22 protein-coding genes are annotated in these 23,458 nt (G+C 63.7%); 16 read left to right on the top strand and 6 right to left on the bottom strand.

Going from position 1 to position 23,458, the window contains the following annotated elements:
- The first annotated feature begins 19 nt into the window (after positions 1-19).
- Both AABE10_RS16095 and AABE10_RS16090 read left to right on the top strand, forming a co-directional pair.
- Complete coding sequence (locus AABE10_RS16095; RefSeq protein ID WP_342934262.1) at positions 20-751, top strand: SDR family NAD(P)-dependent oxidoreductase; 732 nt, start codon at positions 20-22, stop codon at positions 749-751.
- A gap of 85 nt (positions 752-836) precedes the next feature.
- Entirely contained in the window at positions 837-1,646 is an 810-nt protein-coding gene (locus AABE10_RS16090; protein WP_342934261.1) for an IclR family transcriptional regulator, read from the top strand.
- A gap of 87 nt (positions 1,647-1,733) precedes the next feature.
- On the opposite strand, the gene AABE10_RS16085 is transcribed toward AABE10_RS16090, so the two are convergent.
- Positions 1,734-1,925, bottom strand: coding sequence for a hypothetical protein (locus AABE10_RS16085; RefSeq protein WP_342934260.1), 192 nt, complete (start codon positions 1,923-1,925; stop codon positions 1,734-1,736).
- A gap of 181 nt (positions 1,926-2,106) precedes the next feature.
- Between AABE10_RS16085 and AABE10_RS16080 the strand changes: the two genes are divergently transcribed.
- The 4 genes from AABE10_RS16080 to AABE10_RS16065 all read left to right on the top strand — a co-directional run bounded on the left by AABE10_RS16080 (position 2,107) and on the right by AABE10_RS16065 (position 5,388).
- Positions 2,107-3,501 carry a 3-deoxy-D-arabino-heptulosonate 7-phosphate synthase gene (locus tag AABE10_RS16080; RefSeq protein ID WP_342934259.1) on the top strand — a complete coding sequence of 465 codons (1,395 nt, stop codon included), beginning with the start codon at positions 2,107-2,109 and terminating at the stop codon, positions 3,499-3,501.
- A 19-nt stretch (positions 3,502-3,520) separates the two neighbouring features.
- Positions 3,521-4,321 (top strand): class I SAM-dependent methyltransferase, encoded by an 801-nt coding sequence (locus AABE10_RS16075; protein WP_342934258.1) that lies wholly within the window; start codon positions 3,521-3,523, stop codon positions 4,319-4,321.
- Complete coding sequence (locus AABE10_RS16070; protein ID WP_342934257.1) at positions 4,318-4,545, top strand: hypothetical protein; 228 nt, start codon at positions 4,318-4,320, stop codon at positions 4,543-4,545. Before AABE10_RS16075 ends, AABE10_RS16070 begins: the two co-directional genes overlap by 4 nt.
- 69 nt (positions 4,546-4,614) lie before the next feature.
- The gene (locus AABE10_RS16065; protein ID WP_342934256.1) at positions 4,615-5,388 is read left to right on the top strand and encodes a hypothetical protein; all 774 of its coding nucleotides are present in this window, start codon (positions 4,615-4,617) and stop codon (positions 5,386-5,388) included.
- A 38-nt stretch (positions 5,389-5,426) separates the two neighbouring features.
- Here AABE10_RS16065 and AABE10_RS16060 read toward each other — a convergent pair whose 3' ends face one another.
- The 4 genes from AABE10_RS16060 to AABE10_RS16045 form a co-directional block, all read right to left on the bottom strand.
- Complete coding sequence (locus tag AABE10_RS16060) at positions 5,427-6,104, bottom strand: carbonic anhydrase (protein WP_342934255.1); 678 nt, start codon at positions 6,102-6,104, stop codon at positions 5,427-5,429.
- An 18-nt stretch (positions 6,105-6,122) separates the two neighbouring features.
- A complete protein-coding gene (locus AABE10_RS16055) occupies positions 6,123-7,436 on the bottom strand; it encodes a DUF2254 domain-containing protein (RefSeq protein ID WP_342934254.1) in 1,314 nt (437 codons plus the stop codon).
- A gap of 314 nt (positions 7,437-7,750) precedes the next feature.
- Complete coding sequence (locus AABE10_RS16050) at positions 7,751-9,019, bottom strand: RNA polymerase sigma factor (RefSeq protein ID WP_342934253.1); 1,269 nt, start codon at positions 9,017-9,019, stop codon at positions 7,751-7,753.
- Positions 9,016-9,384 (bottom strand): YciI family protein, encoded by a 369-nt coding sequence (locus AABE10_RS16045; RefSeq protein ID WP_342934252.1) that lies wholly within the window; start codon positions 9,382-9,384, stop codon positions 9,016-9,018. The genes AABE10_RS16050 and AABE10_RS16045 overlap by 4 nt, the downstream gene beginning before the upstream one ends.
- Before the next feature lie 550 nt (positions 9,385-9,934).
- Here AABE10_RS16045 and AABE10_RS16040 point away from each other — a divergent pair.
- Positions 9,935-11,188 carry a serine hydrolase domain-containing protein gene (locus tag AABE10_RS16040; protein ID WP_342934251.1) on the top strand — a complete coding sequence of 418 codons (1,254 nt, stop codon included), beginning with the start codon at positions 9,935-9,937 and terminating at the stop codon, positions 11,186-11,188.
- Between the two features lie 149 nt (positions 11,189-11,337).
- Here AABE10_RS16040 and AABE10_RS16035 read toward each other — a convergent pair whose 3' ends face one another.
- Positions 11,338-12,153 carry a DNA-binding transcriptional regulator gene (locus tag AABE10_RS16035; RefSeq protein ID WP_342934250.1) on the bottom strand — a complete coding sequence of 272 codons (816 nt, stop codon included), beginning with the start codon at positions 12,151-12,153 and terminating at the stop codon, positions 11,338-11,340.
- Positions 12,154-12,368: 215 nt separating this feature from the next.
- Here AABE10_RS16035 and AABE10_RS16030 point away from each other — a divergent pair, with 215 nt between their 5' ends.
- The 9 genes from AABE10_RS16030 (at position 12,369) to AABE10_RS15990 (ending at position 23,411) form a co-directional block, all read left to right on the top strand.
- Positions 12,369-14,216 carry a bifunctional 3-(3-hydroxy-phenyl)propionate/3-hydroxycinnamic acid hydroxylase gene (locus tag AABE10_RS16030; RefSeq protein ID WP_342934249.1) on the top strand — a complete coding sequence of 616 codons (1,848 nt, stop codon included), beginning with the start codon at positions 12,369-12,371 and terminating at the stop codon, positions 14,214-14,216.
- A gap of 1 nt (position 14,217) precedes the next feature.
- Positions 14,218-15,213, top strand: a complete 996-nt coding sequence (locus AABE10_RS16025; RefSeq protein WP_342934248.1) for a 3-carboxyethylcatechol 2,3-dioxygenase — start codon at positions 14,218-14,220, stop codon at positions 15,211-15,213.
- A gap of 23 nt (positions 15,214-15,236) precedes the next feature.
- On the top strand, positions 15,237-16,022 hold the full coding sequence (gene mhpD, locus AABE10_RS16020) for a 2-keto-4-pentenoate hydratase (RefSeq protein WP_342934247.1): 786 nt from the start codon (positions 15,237-15,239) through the stop codon (positions 16,020-16,022).
- A gap of 17 nt (positions 16,023-16,039) precedes the next feature.
- Positions 16,040-17,002: an acetaldehyde dehydrogenase (acetylating) gene (locus AABE10_RS16015; RefSeq protein WP_342934246.1), complete on the top strand. Its 963-nt coding sequence runs from the start codon at positions 16,040-16,042 to the stop codon at positions 17,000-17,002.
- Positions 17,003-17,015: 13 nt separating this feature from the next.
- Positions 17,016-18,041 (top strand): 4-hydroxy-2-oxovalerate aldolase, encoded by a 1,026-nt coding sequence (gene dmpG, locus AABE10_RS16010; protein WP_342934245.1) that lies wholly within the window; start codon positions 17,016-17,018, stop codon positions 18,039-18,041.
- Between the two features lie 73 nt (positions 18,042-18,114).
- Positions 18,115-19,368: a 3-(3-hydroxy-phenyl)propionate transporter MhpT gene (gene mhpT, locus AABE10_RS16005; RefSeq protein WP_342934244.1), complete on the top strand. Its 1,254-nt coding sequence runs from the start codon at positions 18,115-18,117 to the stop codon at positions 19,366-19,368.
- A gap of 16 nt (positions 19,369-19,384) precedes the next feature.
- Positions 19,385-20,251, top strand: a complete 867-nt coding sequence (locus tag AABE10_RS16000) for an alpha/beta fold hydrolase (RefSeq protein ID WP_342934243.1) — start codon at positions 19,385-19,387, stop codon at positions 20,249-20,251.
- A gap of 541 nt (positions 20,252-20,792) precedes the next feature.
- Positions 20,793-22,241: an MFS transporter gene (locus AABE10_RS15995; RefSeq protein ID WP_342934242.1), complete on the top strand. Its 1,449-nt coding sequence runs from the start codon at positions 20,793-20,795 to the stop codon at positions 22,239-22,241.
- Between the two features lie 27 nt (positions 22,242-22,268).
- Positions 22,269-23,411, top strand: coding sequence for a porin (locus AABE10_RS15990; protein WP_342934241.1), 1,143 nt, complete (start codon positions 22,269-22,271; stop codon positions 23,409-23,411).
- The last annotated feature ends 47 nt before the right edge of the window (positions 23,412-23,458 follow it).

Below are 23,458 nucleotides of genomic sequence, written 5' to 3'. Positions count from 1 at the left end.
CTTGAACTCGCACATCGACATGACGTTTCAACACGATCTGTTTGCAGGCAAGACAGCCGTCGTCACGGGCGGCACACAGGGCATCGGCGCGGGCGTCGCGCGCTATCTGGCCGCGCTCGGCGCGCGCGTGATCGCGGCGGCGCTCGCGCCGACCGACGCGCAACGCAGCGCGCTTGCCGCCGACGGCATCGAGACCGCGTCGCTCGACGTCGCGTCGAAAGACGATGTCGATGCGCTGTTCGCGTCGCTGACCGCGCTCGACATGCTGGTGAATTGCGCAGGCGTGATACGTCGCGGCGACGAACTCGATCCCGATGTATTCGCGCAAGTGCTCGACGTGAACCTGACGGGCACGATGCGCGCGTGCGCGGCGGCGCGGCCGCTGTTGCGCGAGCGCGGCGGGGCGATCGTCAATACGGCTTCGATGCTGAGCTTTTTCGGCGGCGGGCTCGTGCCCGGCTATAGCGCGAGCAAGGGCGGCATCGCGCAGTTGACGAAGTCGCTCGCGATTGCCTACGCGACCGACCGCATCCGCGTGAATGCCGTGGCGCCCGGCTGGATCGCGACGCCGCTTACGCAGGCGCTACAGGACAACGACGAACGCTCGCGTGCGATTCTCGAACGCACGCCGCTCGGACGTTGGGGATCGCCCGACGATATCGGTCCCGCCGTCGCGTTTCTCTGTTCGCCGGGCGCGTCGTTCATCACCGGGACCGTGCTGCCCGTCGATGGAGGATACCTGGTCGCATGACCGCGCAGCCGCCCGTCGATACCGAAACGGCGCGGCACGGCGGCTCGCTATAATCGCATCGCCTTTTTTCGTTCCCGAAGCGATCATGTCCAATTTCACCACCGACGCTATCGAAGCCGCGCGCGCGACGGGCACGGCTGCATTCTCGAAGTTCATGTCGGTGCTGCAATTGATCGCCGATGCCAAGGATGCGCCGAGCGTGCCGCAACTGGCCGCGTCCAGCGGCTATCCGCGTCCGACCGTTTATCGGATCGTCGGTGCGCTGATCGCGGAGGGGCTCGTCGTCGAGAGTCTGCGCGGAGGAACGTTCGAGCTGGGGCCGCGACTGATGATGCTCGCGAGCCGCAGCTGGGAGCGCTCCGACGTGCGCGTCGCCGCGGCGGATGCATTGCAGGCGTTGCGCGACGCGACGCAGGAAACCGTACACCTCGCGGTGCGTAGCGGCAGCGAGATGGTCTACATCGAAAAGCTGGAGAGCCCGCACGCGGTGCGCATGGCATCGCGGATCGGCACGCGCGTGACGCTGTATTCGAGTTCGGTCGGCAAGGCGTATCTCGCTGCACTGGATCGCACGTCGCGCGATGCGTTGCTCGAAGGTCTGACGCTCACGCGCTTCACGCCCAACACGATCGTCGAGCCCAAAGCGTTGCGCGCTGAACTGGATGCGACGCGCGAACGTGGCTATGCGGAAGACCGCGAAGAAAACGAAGCGCAGATCTTCTGCTACGGATGCGCGATTCGCAGCGCGGACGGACTGCCGATAGCGTGTATCAGCGTCAGCATTCCGCTGTTCAGGCGCAGTGAGACGCCGCTCGAAACCTACGTTGCGCCATTGCGTGCCGCGTGCTCGGCCGTTGCAGAAAGGCTGGGACCGGGGCCGCGTTCGGCGGGCTGACGCATGCCGTGTTCCCGGTTCGGGCGGCTCATCAGAATGCCCATGCACGATGCGATACGTAGCCGCGCTCAGCGCTGATCGTCAACGTCACTCTGCTTTTGTCTTCTCAGGTTCGGGCTGCTGCTTCGGCTCGGCGCCGCGTTGCGTCGGCGCTCTTGTGCACGCATCCGGAGGTGTCACATACGGCACGTCATTGCAGCAGCATGCATAGACCGGAAATCCGTACTCGTTCGTGCGGATGATCGTCGTCGGCCCGTGCAGCGGGCACACCGCTTTCATGGCGCCTCCTGAAACTCGTGGGTCGATTCCCTCTATCGTACTCGCGGGCCGTCAACCCGGCACGTTCCGTTGCCAATCGACGTCGCGTCGAAGTGGTGAATTGCCAGAAACGTCGTTACCATCGGATCAACCGTAGATCTGCTTACGGCGTTGACAAATGATCTGATACACCTCTGTTGTTATGCCACTGCTGCCATCGTCTCCGTTGATCGACCAGGTGGTGCGGACCGTCGTTCGCCGCTATCGTTTGCCCGCGTTCGCCGACACACCTGATCAGACAGAAAACGCCAGTCCATCGACGGCGCTTGCGATTGCAATCGAGCAGGCCCGCCGGGCAGTGGCGCGCGGCGAAGTGCCACCTGCGCCGGTGAAGCGTTTGTTTGTCGATGCGCTCGCGCGTTTGATCCATGAAGCGATGCGCACGCAATCTGGAGACCCTGTTTTTCAGGCGATGGCACTTCGGCATCGGGCGGCACAGGTGCAAGAATACGCATCGCTGTCCGCTCAGGCGGATCAGGACCGCCGTCTGATCCATGCGACCGTCAATGCGATCGCGCATCCGGCCAGGCAGCAACGAATCCTGCCAGGTCCGCAACGCGAGGCGCTGGCGCAACTGCATGCGTGTGCGTCGTCCTCCTCCTGGTCGGAACTCCACGATGCCGCGCGACGTCTGCGTGGCATGCCGGAGATTGCGAACGAACCGTCAGTCGAGCGCGGCCTGGCTCGACTACTCGACGGTCGCGCGTTGGAACGCTTGCAGCGTCTCGATGCGTTGGCGTCCGATGATCTCGTGCGTCAGTACCGGTCGCTATGGGATCGGCATGGTCCTCGCCCGGGAAGCTCTAGCGCCGTTGCACAAGGCGTCGCGTCGCAGCAGCGTGGCGCTGCCGTCGAAGCGTTGGCCGCAAAGGCGCTCGAAGCGCTGGCTCGACGGCTCAACGAAGCGCAGCGCGATCGTGCGTCATATCGCGTCGTGACGTCGATGCGCGTGCCGCCTTCGTTGCCCGCCAGCCCCGAGCGCGCTAAAACCGAATGGGACGTAGTGTTGCTAGGACGCGCGAACGCGGATGACGAACCAACGCTCTGGGACGTTTGCCTGCTCGTCGAGGCCAAGGCCTCGATCGATGCCGCAACGACCGACCTCTCGCGGCTCCTGCGTGGCTTGCGCCTGCTCGCGCACGCCGAGGAAAACGTCGCTTATTCATTCGAGACGCGGCAAGGGACGGTGCGTCTGCGCGGTGCGTCGCTACGCGCGCTGACGACCGACGAGGCCGGTCTGGCCACAACTGTTCTATATTGCTGCGATGCGCCAGCGGAACCGACTCCGCGTTTGCTTGGTGCAGCCAGCCGGATGCAGCTTTTGTCCGCGCAGGAGAGCCTCGAATTCGCAAGTGCCCTGGCGGACGGGCAACACGCGGATCCGCAAAAACTCGAGCCGGTGTGGCATCAATTGCTGGAATCGTCTCGATGGCGTGCTGTGCTTCATCAATATCCGATGCTGCGCCAGGTGCGTGATCTGATGGCTCATACTGAAGACCTGCTGGCTGCAATCGACGGCGCGGCGGAAAACAGTTGACCACGTATTGAGGGCGCCCATGACATCGACCTTCAATGTCCAGGCAGCGGACGGTTATGAACAACTGATGGGCCGCTGGAGCAAACGGCTTGCTCCGCTGTTCGTCGAGTTCGCCGGGCTTCGCGACAGCGAGAGCGTTGTCGATGTCGGCTGCGGCACCGGTAGCCTGACGTTCGAACTGGCGAAGATCGCCAGCCTTAAAGACATCGCTGCGATCGATTACTCGAACGTCTTCGTCGAAGAGGCGATTCGGCGCAACGCCGATCCGCGCATCAAGATCCAGCAAGCCGACGCCTGCGCATTGCCCTTCGAGGACGCACGCTTCGACGCTGCATTGGCCTTGCTCGTGCTGCATTTCGTGCCGGACGGCGGCAAGGCGGTGGCGGAGATGCGCCGCGTCGTGCGACCGGGCGGCATGGTCGTTGCCGTCGTGTGGGACCATCTCGGCGGCATGCCCGGCATGCGCATGATGGTGGACACGGTGGCCGCTCTCAGCGAATCCGGTCGCCAGTTGCGCAGCCGCTATTGCTTCCAGCCGATGATGCAGCCAGGCGAGATGAGGCGGACATTTATCGAGCAAGGGCTCGCGGACGTCGAGGAAACGGATCTGATGGTCCGCATGGATTATCGGAACTTCGACGATTACTGGACCCCCATTGCCGCGGGCGAAGGGCCGCTCGGTCAATACATGACGACACTCGATGCCGCCGAACGGGCGCGCACGGACGCGGCCGTGCGGGACGCCTACGAAGCCGGGCGGCCCGACGGCCCGCGCTCGTTCGCCAATGTCGCGTGGGCGGTGCGCGGCATCGTGCCGTGAACGTTGCGGACCGTGGCGATCTGATCGAGAGACTGCGCGAGAAACTGCGCGTGAACCTGCGTATGAATCTGCGCGGCACGATTGACCGTTATGCAAACCGGCAAGCGTTTCGATTGGCTTCAGCGCGAGCCGGTGTTCCTGCTTTCCTCAAGAGCATCCGCTGCTCTCTCAAGCGTATTGGACCAAAGACCAATATCAAAACCAGTACGCGGTTATTAAGCTGATACCGTAGAAAAATATCGCCGGACGAACTCCGCCAGCGCTTGGCTGGAGGCCTTCACTCGAGGTTTCGCATGACAGCATTCGTCGATCATCCGGCCGTCCTGTTCATTGTGCTTTTGGTGCTCATGATCGCGGCAGTCGCCTTTGGCGCATTCGTCCTCAGACGCATACCGATGCTTTCCGGCGAGCATCCGGAAGATTTCAACATCGTGCAGACATCAACGCTGACGTTGCTCGCGCTGCTCATCGGATTCACTCTGTCGATGGCAGTCAACCGCTATGACCAGCGCAAGAATCTTGAGGAAAGCGAGGCCAATGCGATAGGCACCGAATACGCGCGCGCCGATCTGGCCGGTCCCGCCGTCACCGCGCAAATGAAGGCTGCGCTCGTTCGCTATACCCGGCTCAGACGGGCCCACTTTCTGACGAGAGACGCAGAGGAGATCGCGCGCAACGAGCGCGAGACGGCCGATCTCCAGTCCGAGCTATGGCGTCTCGCGGCGCGGGTGGCCAATGAAAACCCGACACCTGTAGCGGCTGTGATCGTCACGGGCATGAACGACGTGCTCAACTCGCAGGATTACTCCGAAGCGGCACTTCTCAACCGCATTCCAATCGGCGCATGGATATTGATGTTCGTGGTTGCGCTATTCGGATGCGTGATTCAGGGATACGGCGCAAAGGGTGATCTTCGAAGAGGCTTGCTTATCGCAATCCTGCCGATGACGATTGCGTTGTCGCTTGCGCTCATCGCGGATATCGACAGTCCACGTGGCGGGATCATTCACGTTCAGCCGCAGAACCTCGCGAGGCTTCTGCAATCGCTCGGGACGACGCCGCTTTGAAGTGCCGAGGGACGCTTGCCATGATGCCCTTTACCGCTTTATCGCGCCCGCGCGGCGAGGCGCGCAATCATGCGTTCAGCCATCGCGCGGTCGATGACTTCGAATGAGCGTGTCGTGCGCTCATACGCATACATGTCGCCCGTCGCGATGTCGAACCACCAGCCGCTCAATACCAGCGCCTTGGCCGTGACCTGCTGATGGACGATCGGATAGGTCATCAGATGCTCGAGTTGCACGAGCACGTTGAGTTGCGACAATTGATCGTGCGGTTTCAGCCTGCCATCGAGCGGACCTTCGTGTTCGAGGCGAAACGCTGCGTTGTTCGCGTGGTACAGCCATTTATCGAGGTTCGGCGCTTTCAGCCTGGCGCTGCGTGTATAAACGGCTTTCATCGCACCGCACTCGGAATGCCCGCACACGACGATATTCGCGACTTTCAACACCAGCACTGCATACTCGATCGCGCTTGCCTCTGATAGATCGCCCGTAGACGCCCCTTCCGCAGTGGCTGGCGGTATCAGGTTGCCGACGTTGCGCATCGTGAACAGATCGCCGGGATGGGTCGAGGCCAGCAGGTCCGGCACAACCCGGCTGTCCGAGCACGTGATGAAGAGGGCATCGGGTGTCTGCGCAAGCGCCAGTTTGCTGAACTGCTTCGCGTATTGCGGCAGCATGTTCTCGCGGAATTCAACGATGCCCATGATGAGCTTGCGCATGGCTCGCCTCCGAAAGCACTAGTTGTTTGCAGTGGAGGCCGCCGAACCTCCAAGCCCTTGCGAATCGGGGATACGGGCCAACGCAAGGTCTTCGGGGAACGGATGCTTCGAGGCGATTGCGCGATCGAGCAGTATCAATTCGACGCGCAACGCGTCATGACGATGCTCCGGCAGGCTCTGGATGAGGTTCTCGATCGCCGCGCGCAGACGCCGCGCGATTTGAATGCTGCCCACGCCACACTGGCGTATCTCGCGGAAGCTGATATGCACGAAGTCTTCCCAATTGGGCGTCCGCAAGATCACGCGCACGTGTCCCGACTTGTCCATGATCTCCTCGACGTGCAGCGACCGTTTGCCCACCATGCGCAATAGCCGGTGCAACTGGTCGATCGCAAGCACGGCCGTGGTCGGATCGTTGATCGCCGCCGACAGCGCTTTCAGTGCAATGTCGACGAGGATGCGAAACGCGAACATCGGGTCCTGCTCCATCGTGCGCTCCGTCCCGAAAGCGACGAGCGTGCGCAGCTTGCGCTCATCGATGTCGTCGGCGTTCCCGTATAGATGAAACAAGGGATCGTCCACCGCGACGAAATCGCCGACTCGCGGCACGAATTCGATGACTACGCCTGTGCGCCGCGCCTTGGCCACCAGCAATTCCAGATTCACGGCCAGCACGATGCCGGACGTTCCTCGCTGACGAACGATGCGATCAGGCATGCCTCGCTCTTTGTCGCGTTCCGGCTGGGTAATCGCGCCCGTAGTCGGGGCGGGATAAACGTTGTCGATGACCGCGATCCCTTGCACCCCGACGCGCGCCACAAGGCTGACGGGACGCAGTGATTTCGCGGCGTAATCGATCAGGAAAAGAAAAGCGACGACGGAAGCGAATCCGCATAGCGCTGCAATGAACACCTGAAGCTGGTGGACTTCGCTCTCGCCCATCCAGCCGAGCGTCCTGTTGGCGAACAGCAGTGAGAAAACGAATAGTCCCGAGATGCTGCGGATGATGTTATCGCGCAGGAGTGTCGTCGCGATGATCCGTGGCGTGTACTGCCCGCCCGCGACCTGGATCGCGACCAGCAGCGAGCCGAACGTGAACACCAGAAACGCCAGGTCTGCGGAAACGATGTCACCGACCAGCGACCGCGCCCCCGTCATGGACAGCCCGAGAAAACCGGTTTTCGGATCAAGGATTCCCTGTCTGATCATCCACCTTCCCACCATTTCAGTGAGAGGCTTGAGCACGGCATAGATCGCGACTGCGATGAGCGGCACAGTCCACAGCGAAGTTCTCAGATAGCTCTTCAAGCTGTACCAGCGATTCCAGTCCATGTTTGCTCTCCCTGCGATTCGCATTGCGGCGGAGACCAAGATGTTCGCGTGGCATGCGAAGGAGGCTTATCGAGCGGGCACGCGCGGCTGCGCTTGCACGCGGTCACTCTCGCCGGTCATGGGGAGTTCCGCTTGCGCGGACCAGGTCACGGACGCGTGAGCCTTCCCGACAATCAGACACGCGAACTTCGGGACGGTCAATGAGACTTTGGTCCAATAGTGAGGGACGTCGATTTTCCGGAAGAGCGCGTCGATGGGGCGCGTGCCTGTATCGGCTGAGCCGTGTTAGTACGTGGCAAACGCGAGGCGCTTTTCTAGCCGTTCGACGACGACAGCTCCATGCGTTTGCGCTGCAGAAACCGGCGCACGGCCGGATCGCGTTCGAGGCCGATCGCGAGCTCGTAGGCGCCTAACGCTTCCGTCGTCGCGCCGACACGCGCGAGCAGATTGGCGCGCGCGGCCCAATATGGCTGATAGTCGGCCAGCCGAGGATCGTCCGCATATGGCTTCAGCGCGTCGAGTGCCGCCTGCGGGCCGTCACGTTCGGCAAGCGCGAGCGCGCGGTTCACCGCGACGACGGGCGACGCGGCAATCGCGAGCAGCGCGTCATAGAGTTGCACCACTTCATCCCAGTTCGGGCGATGCGTCCGGCAGCGGTACACGTGCGCCGACTGCAACGCGGCTTCGAGCTGAAAGCGTCCGATTGCGTTGAAGGCGTTCGCGCGCCGCAGCAATGCGTCGGCGGCGTCGATCATCGGCGCGTTCCACGTCGCCGGGTCTTGAGCCGACAGCGGCACATAGTCGCCGTTAGCATCGCGCCGCGCGTCGCAACGCGCCTGCGCATACAGCATCAGCGCGAGCAGACCGAGTGTCTCCGGCTCGTCGGGCAGCAACTCGACGAGCAGTTGCGCAAGAAAGAGCGCCTCGCCGGTGAGATCGCGCCGACCGGTATCGCCGCCGACGGGATCGGTCCAGCCTTCCGCATACGCCGCGTAGACGGCTTCCAGCACCGCTGCGAGCCGGTCAGGCAATTCCTCGCGCTCGGGCACGCTGAACGGAATGCCCGCTTCGCGGATCTTGTTCTTCGCGCGCACGAGGCGCTTGCTCATCGCGGCCGGCGACATCAGGAATGCGGACGCGATCGTCTTTGCTTCGAGCCCAAGCACGACCTGCAGCATCAGCGGCGTGCGGATAGCGGCTTCGAGAGCGGGGTGCGTGCAAGCGAACAGCAGCGCAAGCCGCCGGTCGGGCAATGCGCCTGCTTCGTGCTCGTCGATCTCATCGGCGAGGATCGCGAGCTGGTTCGCCACTTCGCCGCCGACACGGTGATGGCGCGCGCCGTCGATCGCCCGGCGGCGCGCAACCGTCATCAGCCACGCTTCGGGATTCGCGGGGCAGCCGCGCTCCGGCCAGTCGGCTAGCGCGGCGGCAAAGGCGTCGGCCAGCGCGTCCTCGGCCGCGGCGACGTCGCGCGTGCGCATCGCCAGCAGCGCGACGAGCTTGCCGTAGCTGCGGCGAGCGACCGCCTCGGCAATCGAACGTGCGGCGCCGTCAGCGGCGCGGCCGCAGCCGGACAGGCTCATGTAGATGGCGCATCGTAGGGAGCGGTCCAGACGGGGCGCACTTCCATCTTGCCGTGGGCCGCGCCGGGACAACGCGACGCCCACGTGATCGCCGCGTCCAGATTGGGCACGTCGATCAGATAGTAGCCGGCGAGCTGCTCCTTCGAATCGGAATACGGTCCATCAAGCACCTGCGGCTTGCCGTCGACGAGCCGCACCGTGGTGGCCGTATTCGTATGCTGCAACCGGTTGGCGCCTACTAGCGCCTCGGCTTTCTTCAGCGATTCGGTGTACGCCTGATACGCGGCGACGCCTTGCTGCCGCTCGCTGTCGGTCATCTGGCTCCAGCGGTTTTCTTCGGAATAGATCATCAACAGGTATTGCATATGAGCCTCCGTCATGGGGTTGAGGCGGTCGATCGCATTGGGCCGCCATCACAATGACGCGCGGGCCGCTCGCTGACGGACAGGCGGCGTCGGAAAAATCGCGGGCGGTGTACCCGGCTTTGTTCGTCTGCCCCGGTCGAAGACTGCGCGCGCGGCTGGCGGAACGGCGCGCCGGATCGGGCACCGGAAGAAGTAGACCGGTTCACGAACGGAACCGCGGCCAAGCCATAAAGGTAACTGAATGGGCGCGTGTTTGCGCATACGAATGCTCACGCCATCAAGCCGTCTTAAGTTTCTGCTGCAAAGAGAGGAAGCCGGGCGCGTGAGGTGTTTCGTGCTTCCATAAATTGCATCCTGATTCGCAACCGGCGTCCTATAGTTGTTCAGCACGCGTGGAAAGAATAACGAAAGCGATAGCAGGAAGAGCCGACGTGCAGCGCGGTCTCCCAAGGTTGCCCATTTCGGATCGAACGCGCTCGTGAAGCAGCCTGTACCCAGTGATGCTGGTTCCGTCATCACGACATGGCGTCGATATCATGAAGGAAAAACCATGGCAACTTCCCGCTTTGATGCGTACTCGGTGCGCGTGGTTTCGCGTGGCTTGTATGCGGTTGTACTGGCAACTGCAATCGGCGTGTCGGTTCCTGGTTGTGGTGGCGACGACACGCCAGCATCGAGCGAGCCCGCATTCGCTACTGCCGCGCGCCCGCAGATCAACGCGTTGCTCGCAGATACGATGACGTCGGGTGCCGTCGTATACGTGCAATCGCCAAACGGCGACTGGCTCGAGTCGTTCGGAACGGCGGTGCGAGGCACGAACACACCGATACCGACGACCGCTCACTTTCGCGTCGGCAGCGTGACGAAAACCTGGACTGGCACGGTGATTCTGCAACTCGTGCAGGAAGGGAAGCTCAGTCTGAACGACCCTATCAGCAAATACATCTCGAACGTGCCGAACGGCGACCAGATCACGATCGAGCAATTGCTGACGATGCGCAGCGGTCTCTACAACTATTCGACCAGTCTCGCGTTCAATCAGACGCTCGATTCGCAACCGAACAAAGTGTGGACCACGACCGAATTGCTGGACATCGGGTTTGGCCAGCCAGTGTATTTCGCGCCAGGAGCGGATTTTCGCTATTCCAATACGAACACGGTATTGCTCGGACTCGTCATCGAGCGGCTAACCGGGATGAGCGCGGCAGACGCAATGAAGGCGCGTCTTTTTACGCCGCTCGGTTTGACCGATACGTTTCTTCCGCCGCAGGACGACACGTCGCTGCCCGCGCCGGCGCCGCATGGCTACCAGTGGGGCACCAATGTCGAGACGGCAGATAGCGAGGCACTATCCCCAGAGCGTCAGGCGGCCGCGAAGAACGGGACATTGCAACCTGCCGATGTGACGGGCGTAACCACATCCTGGGCCTGGACTGCCGGCTCGGGCATCTCGACCGTGAAGGAACTGGCGGCTTACGTGCAACGGATGGTGGGCGGCGGCTACCTGAACGCCGATCTGCAGGCACAAAGGCTCGCCAGTTGTCAGTCGGTCCAGCCGTCAGATCCGATGGCGGCCAGTTACTGCCTCGGGCTTGCCAAATTCGGCACGTTTTACGGACACACGGGCGAAATACCCGGATTCAATACGTTCATGGGCTACGATCCGGCAACGAAAACGACGATCGTCACATGGGCGACGACGGCTGCGGCGCCCGATGGCCGCGCGCCCGCAAACGTCATCGCGCAGATCCTCATTGGAGAACTCAGCAAGGCCGCAGAGGTACCGAGCGAGGGGAGGCCCTAGTGGCCGAAGCGAAGCGGCCGGCCGGAGCGAGGACTTGACGATGTGCAAGGGATCTCGCAGAGCGATTGACGCCGAGAGACCGCATTGGGTCGGTACGTGCTAGCTTTGCCCCGGCGACGATCGTTTCACGATCTCGCCGCACGCCGCCCTCACAAAACATCCCCACCACGCGGCTTTTGCTCGACAGCATCGAGCGCCGCCACCATCTCGGCGGCTGCCTTCTGCAACTCCGGCACATAACGCCGCGTCGCGTCCGCGAGGCTCAACGCGCGCGACAGAAACACGACGTTCAGGCTCGCGAGCACGCGCTCGCGCGACACGATCGCCACCGCGACGGCGCTGATCTTCGCCTGCGCGGCCCAGTCTCCGTGATTCGAACCGAAGCCGTCATCGCGCACGCGTTTGACGAGACTCCGCACGAGCGCATCGTTCTTCGCGAGTGCCTGCTGTTCCTCTCCGCCCGCGCCCGAGCGCAGCAAGTCGAGAATATCCTCGCGCTCCTCGTCAGGGCACATCGCGAAGTACGCGCGTCCCGCCGCCGTCAGAAGAATCGGCAGGCGCCGCCCGACCATCGCGCGATGAAACGACAGCTGGCTGAAGCGATGTGTCGTCTCGCGGATGATCATCGCGTCGCCGTCGGGCGTCGTCAGGTCCGATGGCCACGCGACGCGTTGCAGCAACTGACCCATGATCGGCGGCGCGACAGTCGCGATACGTTCGGTATCCGTGAAGCCTTCGCTCAACGCGCGCACGGCGAGCGTCAGCCGAAAGCTGTCGTCGGAATTGCTTCGGCGCACGAAGCCTTCGTCCATCAGCGTTTCGAGCAGGCGGCGCACCGTCGTGCGGTGCAGGCCCGTGATGTCGGCGATCTGCTGGCTCGTCGCGCGACCGTTTTCCATGGCGTTCAGCGCCTTTAGTACTTGTAGCCCGCGCGCCAGTCCCCGCACGTTCGTGTACGTCGTCACGACGAAAATGTCCTTTTAATTCAGCAATGTGCATTCTATGCACATTTTCGAGATTTTGTTGAGGGCATCGAGGGGCGGCCCATAGACTGCCATCAAATCTGAACGGACGACGCGGCGCACCCGCCGATGCCGTTCTCCGCAGCGCCGCAGTCGTTACACCAGGTGCGAGTGACGGCGCACAAGAACATTCAACCATCGCATGGATGGAGACAGTCATGAGTTCCGCCTTCGATACGTCGGCCGGCAACGGTCGCGCTCACCTTATCGAAACCGACGTCGCGATCGTCGGCGCAGGCCCCGTCGGCCTGATGATCGGCAATCTTCTGGGCTTGCAGGGCGTGCGCGTCGTCATCGTCGAAAAGCTCGAGCAGATCATCGACTATCCGCGCGCGATCGGCCTCGACGATGAAGCGCTGCGCGTGTTTCAGTCGGTCGCTCTTGCCGACGAACTGCTGCCGCACACGACGCCCAATCACTGGATGCGCTTCACGTTGAAGGGCAAATGCTTCGCATCGATCGAGCCGCGCACCGACGAATTCGGCTGGCCGCGCCGCAACGCCTTCATTCAACCGCTCGCGGACCAGATCCTGTACGACGGGCTGAAGCGCTTCGAGCATGTGCAGACGCTGCTCGGCCACACCGTCGACAGCTTCGCGCAGGACGACGACGGCGTGACGATCGAAGCCACCGCGTCGAACGGCGAGAAAAGAACGATCCGTGCCGCGTGGCTGGTGGGCGCGGACGGCGGCAACAGCTTCGTGCGTCGCACATTGAACGTGCCGTTCGAAGGACGCACGAAGCCGAATCAATGGATTGTGATCGACGTGCGCAACGATCCCATCGGCTCGCCGCACATCTATCTGCATTGCGATGAGAAACGGCCTTATGTGTCGGCGGCGCTGCCGCATGGCATCCGCCGTTTCGAGTTCATGGTGATGCCGGGCGAGACGGAAGAAGATCTGGCGAAGCCGGAGAACATGGCGGTGCTGATGCGCAACGTGGTGCCTGAGCCGGACAAGGTCGACTACATTCGCAAGCGCGTCTACACGCACAATGCGCGCCTCGCGAGCACGTTCCGCATGAACCGTGTGCTGCTCGCGGGCGACGCCGCGCACATCATGCCCGTGTGGCAAGGGCAGGGCTACAACAGCGGCATCCGCGATGCGAGCAATCTCGGCTGGAAGCTCGCGATGGTCGTGAAAGGCCAGGCTCGTGACGCGCTGCTCGACACCTACACGATGGAGCGTCGCGCGCATGCGCGCTCGATGATCCATCTGTCCGAAGTGGCCGGCGATATCTTCGCGCCGACGAGCCGCTTCGGCATGAAAGTGCGCGACGCGTTCGTGAGCACGTTCAACGTTCTGCCTTCTGTAAAGCGCTATTTCGTCGAGATGCGCTTCAAGCCGATGCCGCGCTACGAAGAAGGCGTCGTGCTGGGCAACAGCCGCGCGCGTTGCGATGGATGGCTCGCGCGTGTGCTCGCCAAGACCGGGCATTCCGCGCCGGGGCGTCTGCTCGGCCTGATGAGCGAGAAGCGCGAGTCGTTCATTGGGCGCGTCGTGCATGGGCGCGATCCTGCGGCGGCGACGCCCATCGGCCGCATGTTCATCCAGCCGCTCGTGCGGCTCGAAGACGGCCGCATTGTGCGTCTCGACGATGCGATCGGCAACCGTTTCGCGATGCTCGGCTGGGGCGCGGACCCGACTTTCGGACTCACGCCCGAAGCGCGCCGCATCTGGACATCGATTGGCGGCTGCTTCGTGATCGCGAAGCCCGATCCGCAACTGAAGTTTCACGACGACGTGCCCGAAGGCGTGATCGCGATCGGCGATATGGACGGACGCATGAAGGACTGGTTTGCGCGCGTGCCGGAATCCGTCGTGCTGTTGCGGCCCGATCGCTTCGTCGCGGGGATGTGCTCGCCGCAGCGCGCGTCCGAACACGTCGTGCGGCTCGCCGACAAGCTGTCGTGGTCGGGCATCGCTGCGAAATGCGAAGGCGATGAGCGCACGCTGCCGGAAGACGCGTTGCCGGCGCGCGAATCCATCGCAGCGGGAGCATGACATGACGAAGATTCGACTCGAGTGCATGTCGCACACGCCGCTTCATGGCTACTTCGATCCCGCGCCTGAAGTCGTCGCCGAAGTCGAGCATATGCAGCGCGCGGCGCGCGAACGGGTCGCCGCATTCGATCCCGAACTGGTGATCGTGTTCGCGCCCGACCACTACAACGGCTTTTTCTACGACGTGATGCCGCAGTTCTGCATCGGCGTGAACGCGACCGCGATCGGCGATTTCAACAGTGCCGCCGGCCCGCTGCCCGTCGCGCGCGAAGTAGCGCTCGCGCTCGCGGATGCCGCGTTGACGAGCGATATCGACGTCGCCGTGTCGTACCGGATGCAGGTCGATCACGGCTGCGCGCAGGCACTCGACGTGCTGACGGGCGGCATCGATCGCTATCCCGTCGTGCCCGTGTTCATCAACTCGGTCGCGCCGCCGATGGCCTCATGCCGGCGCGCGCGGCTTTTCGGCGACGCGATCGGCCGCTTCGTCGCGCAAATGGACAGGCGCGTGCTGCTGATCGGCTCGGGCGGCATTTCGCACGAGCCGCCCGTGCCGGAGATCGCGGGCGCGGATGCCGTGGTCGCCGAACGCCTGATCGCCGGACGCAATCCGTCGCGTGAATCGCGCGATGCACGCCAGGCTCGCACGGTCGCTGCCGCCAGGTCATTCGCGGCGGGCGACAGCCATCTGCATCCCCTCAATCCCGCGTGGGACCGCGCGTTCCTCGATCTGCTCAAGAGCGGCGAAGTCGCGGCGACCGACGGCTTCACCAACGATGCGATCACATGCGAAGGCGGCAAGTCCGCGCACGAGATCCGCACGTGGGTCGCCGCATTCGGCGCGCTCGCGGCGTGCGGACCGTATGAGGCATCGCTCGATTACTACCGCGCGATTCCCGAGTGGATAGCGGGCTTTGGCGCGATGCATGCGCGCGTGCTCGACGATCAGCACGCGGCGCTTCGCGTGTCGATCGCCACGACGCGCGCGATTGCATGACAACAGACAACAGGAGACTTTTCATGGTGAATCAACAAGCTGCTCAGTCGATCGCTGCGCGTTTGCGTGAAGCGGAAGCTTCGCGCCAGCCCGTCGCGCCCGTGCGCACCGAAATCGCAGCCGACGATGCCGCGTTCGCGTATGCAGTCCAGCAAGCGAATGTCGATCTGCGTTGCGCGAACGGCGAGCGCATCGTCGGCAGAAAGATCGGGCTGACGTCGCTGGCCGTGCAACAGCAGCTGGGCGTCGGTCAGCCGGACTTCGGCACGCTGTTCGCGTCGATGGCTTACGGCGATAACCAGCCGATGCCGCTCTCGACGCTCATCCAGCCGAAAGTGGAAGCGGAAATCGCGCTTGTGCTCGAACGCGATCTGACGGCGGACAGGCACACGTTCGCGGACCTGATCGGCGCGACGGCTTATGCGCTCGCCGCGATCGAAGTGGTCGACAGCCGCGTGCAGAACTGGGACATCCGCTTCGTCGATACCGTCGCGGACAACGCATCGAGTGCGCTTTTCGTGCTCGGCAGCCGGCCTGTGCCGTTGCGCGACGTCGACTTGACGGCCTGCGCGATGACGCTTGCGCAAGACGGCGAAGTGCTGTCGCGCGGCAACGGCTCGGCGTGTCTCGGCAATCCGCTCAACGCGGCGGCGTGGCTCGCGGACCGCCTGGTGCAACTCGGCACGCCGCTGCGCGCGGGCGACGTCGTGCTCACGGGCGCGCTCGGGCCCATGGTGGCCGTGAGGCAGCCGGGCACGTACACAGTGCAGATCGAAGGACTCGGCAGCGTGCGCGCCGCGTTCGCCTGATTCATACGGAGACCCAGATGGCAATCGACAAATCCAGACGCAAGGCCGCGATCATCGGCTCGGGCAACATCGGCACGGACCTGATGATCAAGATCATGCGTCATGCGAAGCATCTCGAGATGGCGGCGATGGTCGGCATCGATCCCGCATCCGATGGCCTCGCGCGCGCCGCGCGCCTGGGCGTCGCGACCACGCATGAAGGCGTCGAAGGGCTGGCGCGGCTGCCCGTTTTCGACGAGATCGACTTCGTGTTCGACGCGACATCGGCGGGCGCGCACGTGAAAAACGATGCGTTCCTGCGCAAGCTGAAGCCCGGCATCCGCATGATCGATCTGACGCCCGCCGCGATCGGTCCGTACTGCGTGCCCGTCGTCAATCTCGACGCGCATCTCGATGCGCCGAACGTGAACATGGTCACGTGCGGCGGCCAGGCGACGATTCCGATGGTCGCGGCTGTATCACGCGTCGCGAAGGTGCATTACGCGGAAATCGTCGCATCGATCAGCAGCAAGTCGGCGGGGCCGGGCACGCGCGCGAATATCGACGAGTTCACGGAGACCACCTCGAAGGCGATCGAAGCTGTGGGCGGCGCGGGCAAGGGCAAGGCGATCATCGTGCTGAATCCCGCCGAGCCGCCGCTGATGATGCGCGACACCGTCTACGTGCTGTCGGATGCGGCGGACTGCGCGCGGATCGAAGCGTCCGTCGAGCAGATGGCGGCTGCCGTGAACGCGTATGTGCCGGGCTATCGCCTGAAGCAGAAAGTGCAGTTCGACGACATTCCCGCCGATGCGCCGCTCAACCTTCCGGGCCTTGGACGTTTCAGCGGCCTGAAGACGTCGATCTTCATCGAAGTGGAAGGCGCCGCGCATTACCTCCCCGCCTATGCGGGCAATCTCGACATCATGACTTCCGCCGCGCTCGCGACGGCCGAGCGCATGGCGATGAGTTCCGCCGCGCTCGTGAATGCAGAAGCGTGAGGACCACCTACGCATGAGCAAGAAACTCTATATCTCCGACGTGACGCTGCGCGACGGCATGCACGCGATCCGTCATCAGTATTCGATCGAGGACGTGCAGCGGATCGCTCGCGCGCTGGACGATGCGAAGGTCGACAGCATCGAGGTCTCGCACGGCGACGGCCTGCAAGGATCGAGCTTCAACTACGGCTTTGGCGCGCACAGCGACCTCGAATGGATCGAGGCCGTCGCCGATGTCGTGAAGCACGCACGGATCGCGACGCTGCTGCTGCCCGGCATCGGCACGATTCACGATCTGAAGGCCGCGTATGACGCCGGCGCGCGCGTCGTGCGCATCGCGACGCACTGCACGGAAGCCGACATCTCGAAGCAGCACATCGAATACGCGCGCGAACTCGGCATGGATACCGTCGGCTTCCTGATGATGAGCCACATGACCACGCCGGAGAATCTTGCGATCGAAGCGAAGAAGATGGAAAGCTACGGCGCGAACTGCGTGTATGTGGTCGATTCGGGCGGCGCACTGAACATGAGCGACGTGCGCGACCGTTTTCGCGCGATCAAGGGTGCGCTGCAACCGGAGACACAAACGGGTATGCACGCGCATCACAACCTGAGCCTGGGCGTCGCGAATTCGATCGTCGCCGTCGAGGAAGGATGCGACCGCATCGATGCGAGTCTCGCGGGCATGGGCGCGGGCGCGGGCAACGCGCCACTCGAAGTGTTCATCGCGGCGGCCGAGCGTCTTGGCTGGAACCACGGCACCGATCTTTACACGCTGATGGATGCCGCCGACGATATCGTGCGTCCGTTGCAGGACCGTCCTGTGCGCGTGGATCGCGAAACGCTCGCGCTCGGCTATGCGGGCGTCTATTCGAGCTTCCTGCGCCACTCTGAAATCGCCGCAAAAAAGTATGGGCTGAAGACCGTCGACATTCTCGTCGAACTGGGCAAGCGTCGCATGGTCGGCGGCCAGGAGGACATGATCGTCGACGTCGCGCTCGATCTGAAGAAGCGCGAACCCGAAGCCCAACCCTGAGCGCTTTTTTCACGCGAACGCTGCGAAGCAAGGCGTCACCACGAACGCCGCTCGACACACATTGGAGACATGGATGAAAGCGTCAACGAATCTGACCACGCGCGCGAGCGGCGCGCTCACGATCGGCCTCTGCCTCGCGGTCGCGCTGCTGGAAGGGCTCGACCTGCAATCGACGGGCATTGCCGCGCCGCGCATGGCGCGCGAATTCCATCTCGCCGTCGCGCAGCTTGGCTGGGCGTTCAGCATCGGCGCGCTCGGGCTGCTGCCGGGCGCGGCCATCGGCGGAAGGCTCGCGGATCGTATCGGGCGCAAGCGCGTGTTGATGCTGTCGGTTGCGCTGTTCGGCGTTTTTTCGATTGCGACGACGCAAGTCTGGGACCTGGACAGCCTGCTTGCCGCGCGCTTTCTCACAGGCCTGGGGCTCGGCGCGGCGATGCCGAATCTGATCGCGCTGTGCGCCGAAGCAGCGCATCCCGATCATCGCAGCTCGGCCGTCGGCGCGATGTACTGCGGCATGCCGTTCGGCGCGGCGCTCGCGGCCGTGATCGGCATCGTCAGTCCCGGCGACGATAGCTGGCGGCACATCTTCTATGCCGGTGGCGTCGGGCCGTTGCTGACGTTGCCGCTGCTCGCGTGCTTCATGAAGGAGTCGACGCACTTCGTCGCGCTCGGCCAGAATGCGAATCGCGCGGCGTCGTCGAGCGTCGCGCAGGCGCTGTGGAAAGAGGGCCGCGCGAGCACGACGTTCGCGCTGTGGATCAGCTATCTCGGCACGCTGATCGTGCTGTACTTCCTGATCAACTGGCTGCCGTCGATGGTGATCGCTCGTGGCCTCACGCGAGTCCAGGCGGGTGTCGTGCAGATGATGTTCAACATCGGCGGCGGCATCGGCGCAATCGTGATCGCGGGGCTGATGGACCGCATCGGCAAGAAGCCGACCGTGATGGGCATGTACGTCGGCATCGCGGCTGCGCTGGCGGCGCTCGCGGGGGCGGCGGGCAGCGTGTCGATGGCATGCGGCGGGCTGCTCGCCGGGCTTTTCCTCGTCGGCGGACAGTCGGTGCTGTATGCGCTCGCCGGCCACGCGTATCCGACGCAGGTACGCGGCACGGGGGTGGGCGCCGCCGTCGCCGTGGGACGTCTGGGCTCGATCGTCGGTCCGCTGATCGCAGGGCAACTGTTCGCGATCGGACAAAGCCCGTCGATGCTCGTTACCGCGAGCATTCCGTTGATCGCGATCGCGGCGTTCGGCGCGCTCGTGGTCGTCGCGAAGTTTCCGCGCGAGATGCTCGTTGCGTCTCGCGCTGTGAGTACCGAATCATTCTGAATCGAAGGAATCCGATATGACTACGACGCAAGTACAAAGCGAAGCCGCGACCAGCAAGTTCGTGAGCGTGATGGAAGACGGCACGGAGCTGCGTCTGCACTACAACGACATCGGCGAGGGCAAGGAAACCGTCGTGATGCTGCACGGCTCGGGTCCGGGCGCGAGCGGCTGGGCAAACTTCAGCGGCAACGTCGAGCCGTTCGTGGCGGCCGGCTATCGCGTGATCCTGCTGGACTGCCCCGGTTTCGGCAAAAGCGACACGGTGCTCAATACAGGCTCGCGTTCGGATCTGAACGGGCGCGTCCTGAAGTGCGTGCTCGACGTGCTCGGGATCGGGCGCGTGCATATCGTCGGCAACTCGATGGGCGGACATAGCGCCGTTGCGTTTGCGCTGTCGTATCCGGAGCGCGTCGGCAAGCTGATCCTGATGGGCGGCGGCACAGGCGGGCCGAGCCAGTTCGTGCCCATGCCGACGGAAGGCATCAAGCTGCTGAACCTGGTCTATCGCGAACCGACGCTGGAGAACCTCAAGCGCATGCTCGACGTGTTCGTGTACGACCCGAGCTCGCTGACCGAAGACCTGATGAATACCCGGCTTGCCAATATCCTGGCCCGGCGCGACCACCTCGATAACTGGGTCAGGAGCCTCGCTGCCAATCCGAAGCAGTTCACCGACTACGGTCCGCGTCTCGGCGAAATTGCGGCGCCGACGCTCATCATCTGGGGCCGCGACGATCGCTTCGTCCCGTTCGATGTCGGGCTGCGTCTGGTCTGGGGTCTGCAGAACGCAGAGTTTCATGTCTTCAACCGCTGCGGCCATTGGGTGCAGTGGGAACATGCGGAGAAGTTCAATCGCATGGTGCTGGACTTCCTTCAGCACTGACGCACGAGACGTAGCGTTGGGCGCAGAACAGGCGTTGCATTGACTTCTGCTGCTACGGCAATACGCGGCAAAACAAGCAGCAACAAGCGACGACGCAAACGCGACCATAGCAACCATCAACTCGCCGGAGGTCGTTCAGCCTCCGGCCACACATCGCCCGTTCTGCGCGTGCAGGACGGCGCTCGCGCTCACCGCTCACGCAACGCGGCCGCACTGAAGCGCATGCACGTGTCTGTACAAGAGACATGCTGCGAGACCTTTTCGCTGCTGCCGTTCCCGCCTCCCGCCTCCCACTCGCAAACGCTATTCACGCGGCCTTTTGTGCGCGACCGGCGTCATCGCGGCGTTGTTTCGTTCACCGAATCCCGCCTGATTTCCCGTGCCAGTTCGCTTAGGTGAAAACGATGATGCGTTTGCCATGCGTTGTCCTTGCACGCCCCAAAATTATGCTAGAGAATCATTAAAAAATTCCACAACGCGCTTCGTGGCATACAAATAGCGAATCGTTCGCTACTCGAAGCTCATCCCGGAGACACCACGAATGAAGGAACTGACAGCCCAGAACGTGGACGCCAAGCCGGCAGCCGGCTGGTATCGCCGCTGGTTTTTGCTGGTACTGGTCCTGATCTACGCATCGAGCTTCATCGACCGGATCATCGTCGCCGTCGTCGGGCAGGCGATGAAGGTCGAAATGAACCTCAGCGATCTGCAGCTCGGCTTGCTGAACGGATTGGCGTTTTCGATTTTCTATTCGCTGCTCGGTCTGCCGATTGCGCGTCTCGCGGAGCGCTTCAATCGCGTCGTGCTGATCGCGCTGTCGATCGGCGCGTGGTCGGTGATGACGACGCTGTGCGGCACGGCGGGCGCGTACTGGCAACTGCTGATCTACCGGCTCGGCGTCGGCATCGGCGAGGCGGGCAGCACGCCCACCGCGCATTCGCTGATCTCCGACCAGTTCGGCGCGCGCCGCCGTGCAAGCGCGCTGTCGATCTACGCGCTGGGCCCGCCGCTCGGCGTGCTCGTCGGCGCGCTCGGCGGCGGCTGGATGGTGCAGCACATCGGCTGGCGTCCCGTGTTCTACGTGGTCGGCCTGCCGGGACTCGTATTCGGCCTGCTCGCCTGGCTCACGCTGCGCGAGCCGCGGCGCGGCGGCGCAGAAGAGGGCAGCGCGCAACTGGCCGCCGATGTCCCATCGCTGCGCGAAGTGCTCGCCGTCCTGTTCGGGAGCCGCGCGTTCGTGCAGATGCTGCTCGGCACCGTGATCGGCGCGTTCGGGCAGTACGGGATCAACCTGTTCATCCCCGTCTATCTGACGCGCGTCTTCGGACTCGGCTATGCGCAGGCGGGCCTGATCTTCGGCCTCGTGATCGGCGTGGGCGGCATTCTCGGCAACACGCTGGGCGGCGTGGCCGCCGACTGGGCGGGGGCGAAGAACCGCCGCTGGTATGCGTGGATACCCGCGCTCGGCACGGCGATCGGTTTCCCGCTCGTCGCGAGCGCCTTCACGTTGGGGCAGTGGCCCGTCGCGGTGGCGCTGATCTTCGTCGCCACGGTGATGCTGAGCATGTGGAACGGCCCGACCTTCGCGGTCGTGCACAGCATCGTCGAGCCGCGCATGCGTGCCACGGCATCGGCTTGCGTATTCCTTGTCATGAATCTGGTCGGCCAGGGACTCGGGCCGGCCACCGTCGGCCTGCTCAGCGACCGTGTCGCAGCACGTCTTTTCACGCAGGGCCAGTTCAACCTCGTCTGCGCGTCGGGCGGCGCACATGGCGCACATGGGACCGCTGCGGCGGTTCAGGGGCCGTTCGCGGACGCCTGCCATCACGCATCGGCTGACGGCGTGCGCTACGCGATGCTCGCCGTCAGCATCGCGCTCGTGTGGTCGTCCGTGCATTACTTCCTTGCCTCGCGTCACCTGTCTCGCAACAGCAGTTCGAAGCCGGCAGCAGCCGATGGCACCAACGCGGCAATAAAGCGGGCGGTGTAGCCCGCAATACATGGAGGAGATCGTCAAGTGAAGAAGAAGTTAGTGGTGAGCGCGCTGGCAGCCGCATTGGCAGGATCGGCGCACGCGCAGAGCAGCGTGACGCTGTACGGGATCATCGACAATGGCATCACCTATGTGAGCAACGCAGGCGGCCATTCGCTGTGGAAACTCGATGACGGCATCAACCAGGCATCGCGCTGGGGCCTGAAAGGCACCGAAGATCTCGGCGGCGGCCTGAAAGCGATCTTTACGCTGGAGAACGGCTTTTCGCTGAACACGGGCACGGCGAGCCACGGCGGCGCGCTGTTCGGACGCCGGGCCTATGTCGGCATTTCGAGCGACACGTTCGGCACCTTGCTCGCCGGCTATGACTACGATTTCATCTACGACTACGTGTCCTACTACACGAACGTCGCGCAGTTCGCGCCTTCATACGCGTTTCACGGCGCGTACGACATCGACCGTCTTGCGGGCGAGCCGGTCAGCAACATGGTGCGCTACGAAACGCCGAACTGGCACGGCTTCGGCGCGGGTGTGATGTACGGCTTCACGAATATCCCGAACGGCTTTGCGGGCACGCCGACGGGCAACCCGCGCGTGATCAGCGCGGGCATGAAGTTCAGTCCGACGGGCTCGTTCAACGCGCCTTATTCGATGGCCGCCACCTTCACGAAGACGGATGGCGGCAACGCGGCACGCGGCGTCGGGACGATGGCGCAGGTCGCGCTGAACGCGAAATCGATCTATACGGTCGCAGTCGGCGGCATGGTGAACGTGACCGACGCGTGGTCGATCAATGGCGTGTACACGTACACGAATGCTTCGCAGACCCCGCGAGGCGTGGTCACGGTCGGCGCGTACGAGGTGGGCACGAGCTACAGGTTCTCGCCTTTTCTCACGGTCGGCGGCGGCTTTACTTACGTCGATCAGCACAAGCTCGGCAAGTACGACCTGTACACGGCCGGCATCGACTACCGCCTCTCGAAGCGCACCGATGTGTATCTGTTCGGCGTCTGGCAGCACGCGTTCGCCGGCCAGAAGTTCGCCGACAACTTCCTGGTCTCGACGCCGTACTCGGTGCCAGGCCCGGGCGGCTCGCTGTTCGGCAATCTCGCTTCCACCACGTCCAACCAGGTAGCCGCGCAGCTCGGCATCCGCCATCTCTTCTGATTCTGCCGCGCCGGCGTGACGCCCCTGCGCCCGGCCGCAAGAGCCGG

The organism is Paraburkholderia diazotrophica (genome assembly GCF_038900755.1).
Taxonomy (GTDB): domain Bacteria; phylum Pseudomonadota; class Gammaproteobacteria; order Burkholderiales; family Burkholderiaceae; genus Paraburkholderia; species Paraburkholderia diazotrophica_A.
This window is presented reverse-complemented; position numbering and strand designations above follow the sequence as displayed.

Bases quoted from the DNA above. Each gene is read 5' to 3' on its own strand.
- AABE10_RS16095 (WP_342934262.1), top strand. From the start codon at position 20: ATGACGTTTCAACACGATCTGTTTGCAGGCAAGACAGCCGTCGTCACG.
- AABE10_RS16060 (WP_342934255.1), bottom strand. From the start codon at position 6,104: ATGCGCAAGCTCATCATGGGCATCGTTGAATTCCGCGAGAACATGCTG.
- mhpD (WP_342934247.1), top strand. From the start codon at position 15,237: ATGGTGAATCAACAAGCTGCTCAGTCGATCGCTGCGCGTTTGCGTGAA.
- dmpG (WP_342934245.1), top strand. From the start codon at position 17,016: ATGAGCAAGAAACTCTATATCTCCGACGTGACGCTGCGCGACGGCATG.
- AABE10_RS16075 (WP_342934258.1), top strand. From the start codon at position 3,521: ATGACATCGACCTTCAATGTCCAGGCAGCGGACGGTTATGAACAACTG.
- AABE10_RS16055 (WP_342934254.1), bottom strand. From the start codon at position 7,436: ATGGACTGGAATCGCTGGTACAGCTTGAAGAGCTATCTGAGAACTTCG.
- AABE10_RS16000 (WP_342934243.1), top strand. From the start codon at position 19,385: ATGACTACGACGCAAGTACAAAGCGAAGCCGCGACCAGCAAGTTCGTG.
- AABE10_RS16065 (WP_342934256.1), top strand. From the start codon at position 4,615: ATGACAGCATTCGTCGATCATCCGGCCGTCCTGTTCATTGTGCTTTTG.
- AABE10_RS16040 (WP_342934251.1), top strand. From the start codon at position 9,935: ATGGCAACTTCCCGCTTTGATGCGTACTCGGTGCGCGTGGTTTCGCGT.
- AABE10_RS16030 (WP_342934249.1), top strand. From the start codon at position 12,369: ATGAGTTCCGCCTTCGATACGTCGGCCGGCAACGGTCGCGCTCACCTT.
- AABE10_RS16015 (WP_342934246.1), top strand. From the start codon at position 16,040: ATGGCAATCGACAAATCCAGACGCAAGGCCGCGATCATCGGCTCGGGC.
- AABE10_RS16025 (WP_342934248.1), top strand. From the start codon at position 14,218: ATGACGAAGATTCGACTCGAGTGCATGTCGCACACGCCGCTTCATGGC.
- AABE10_RS15995 (WP_342934242.1), top strand. From the start codon at position 20,793: ATGAAGGAACTGACAGCCCAGAACGTGGACGCCAAGCCGGCAGCCGGC.
- AABE10_RS16085 (WP_342934260.1), bottom strand. From the start codon at position 1,925: ATGAAAGCGGTGTGCCCGCTGCACGGGCCGACGACGATCATCCGCACG.
- mhpT (WP_342934244.1), top strand. From the start codon at position 18,115: ATGAAAGCGTCAACGAATCTGACCACGCGCGCGAGCGGCGCGCTCACG.
- AABE10_RS16080 (WP_342934259.1), top strand. From the start codon at position 2,107: ATGCCACTGCTGCCATCGTCTCCGTTGATCGACCAGGTGGTGCGGACC.
- AABE10_RS16050 (WP_342934253.1), bottom strand. From the start codon at position 9,019: ATGAGCCTGTCCGGCTGCGGCCGCGCCGCTGACGGCGCCGCACGTTCG.
- AABE10_RS16090 (WP_342934261.1), top strand. From the start codon at position 837: ATGTCCAATTTCACCACCGACGCTATCGAAGCCGCGCGCGCGACGGGC.
- AABE10_RS16045 (WP_342934252.1), bottom strand. From the start codon at position 9,384: ATGCAATACCTGTTGATGATCTATTCCGAAGAAAACCGCTGGAGCCAG.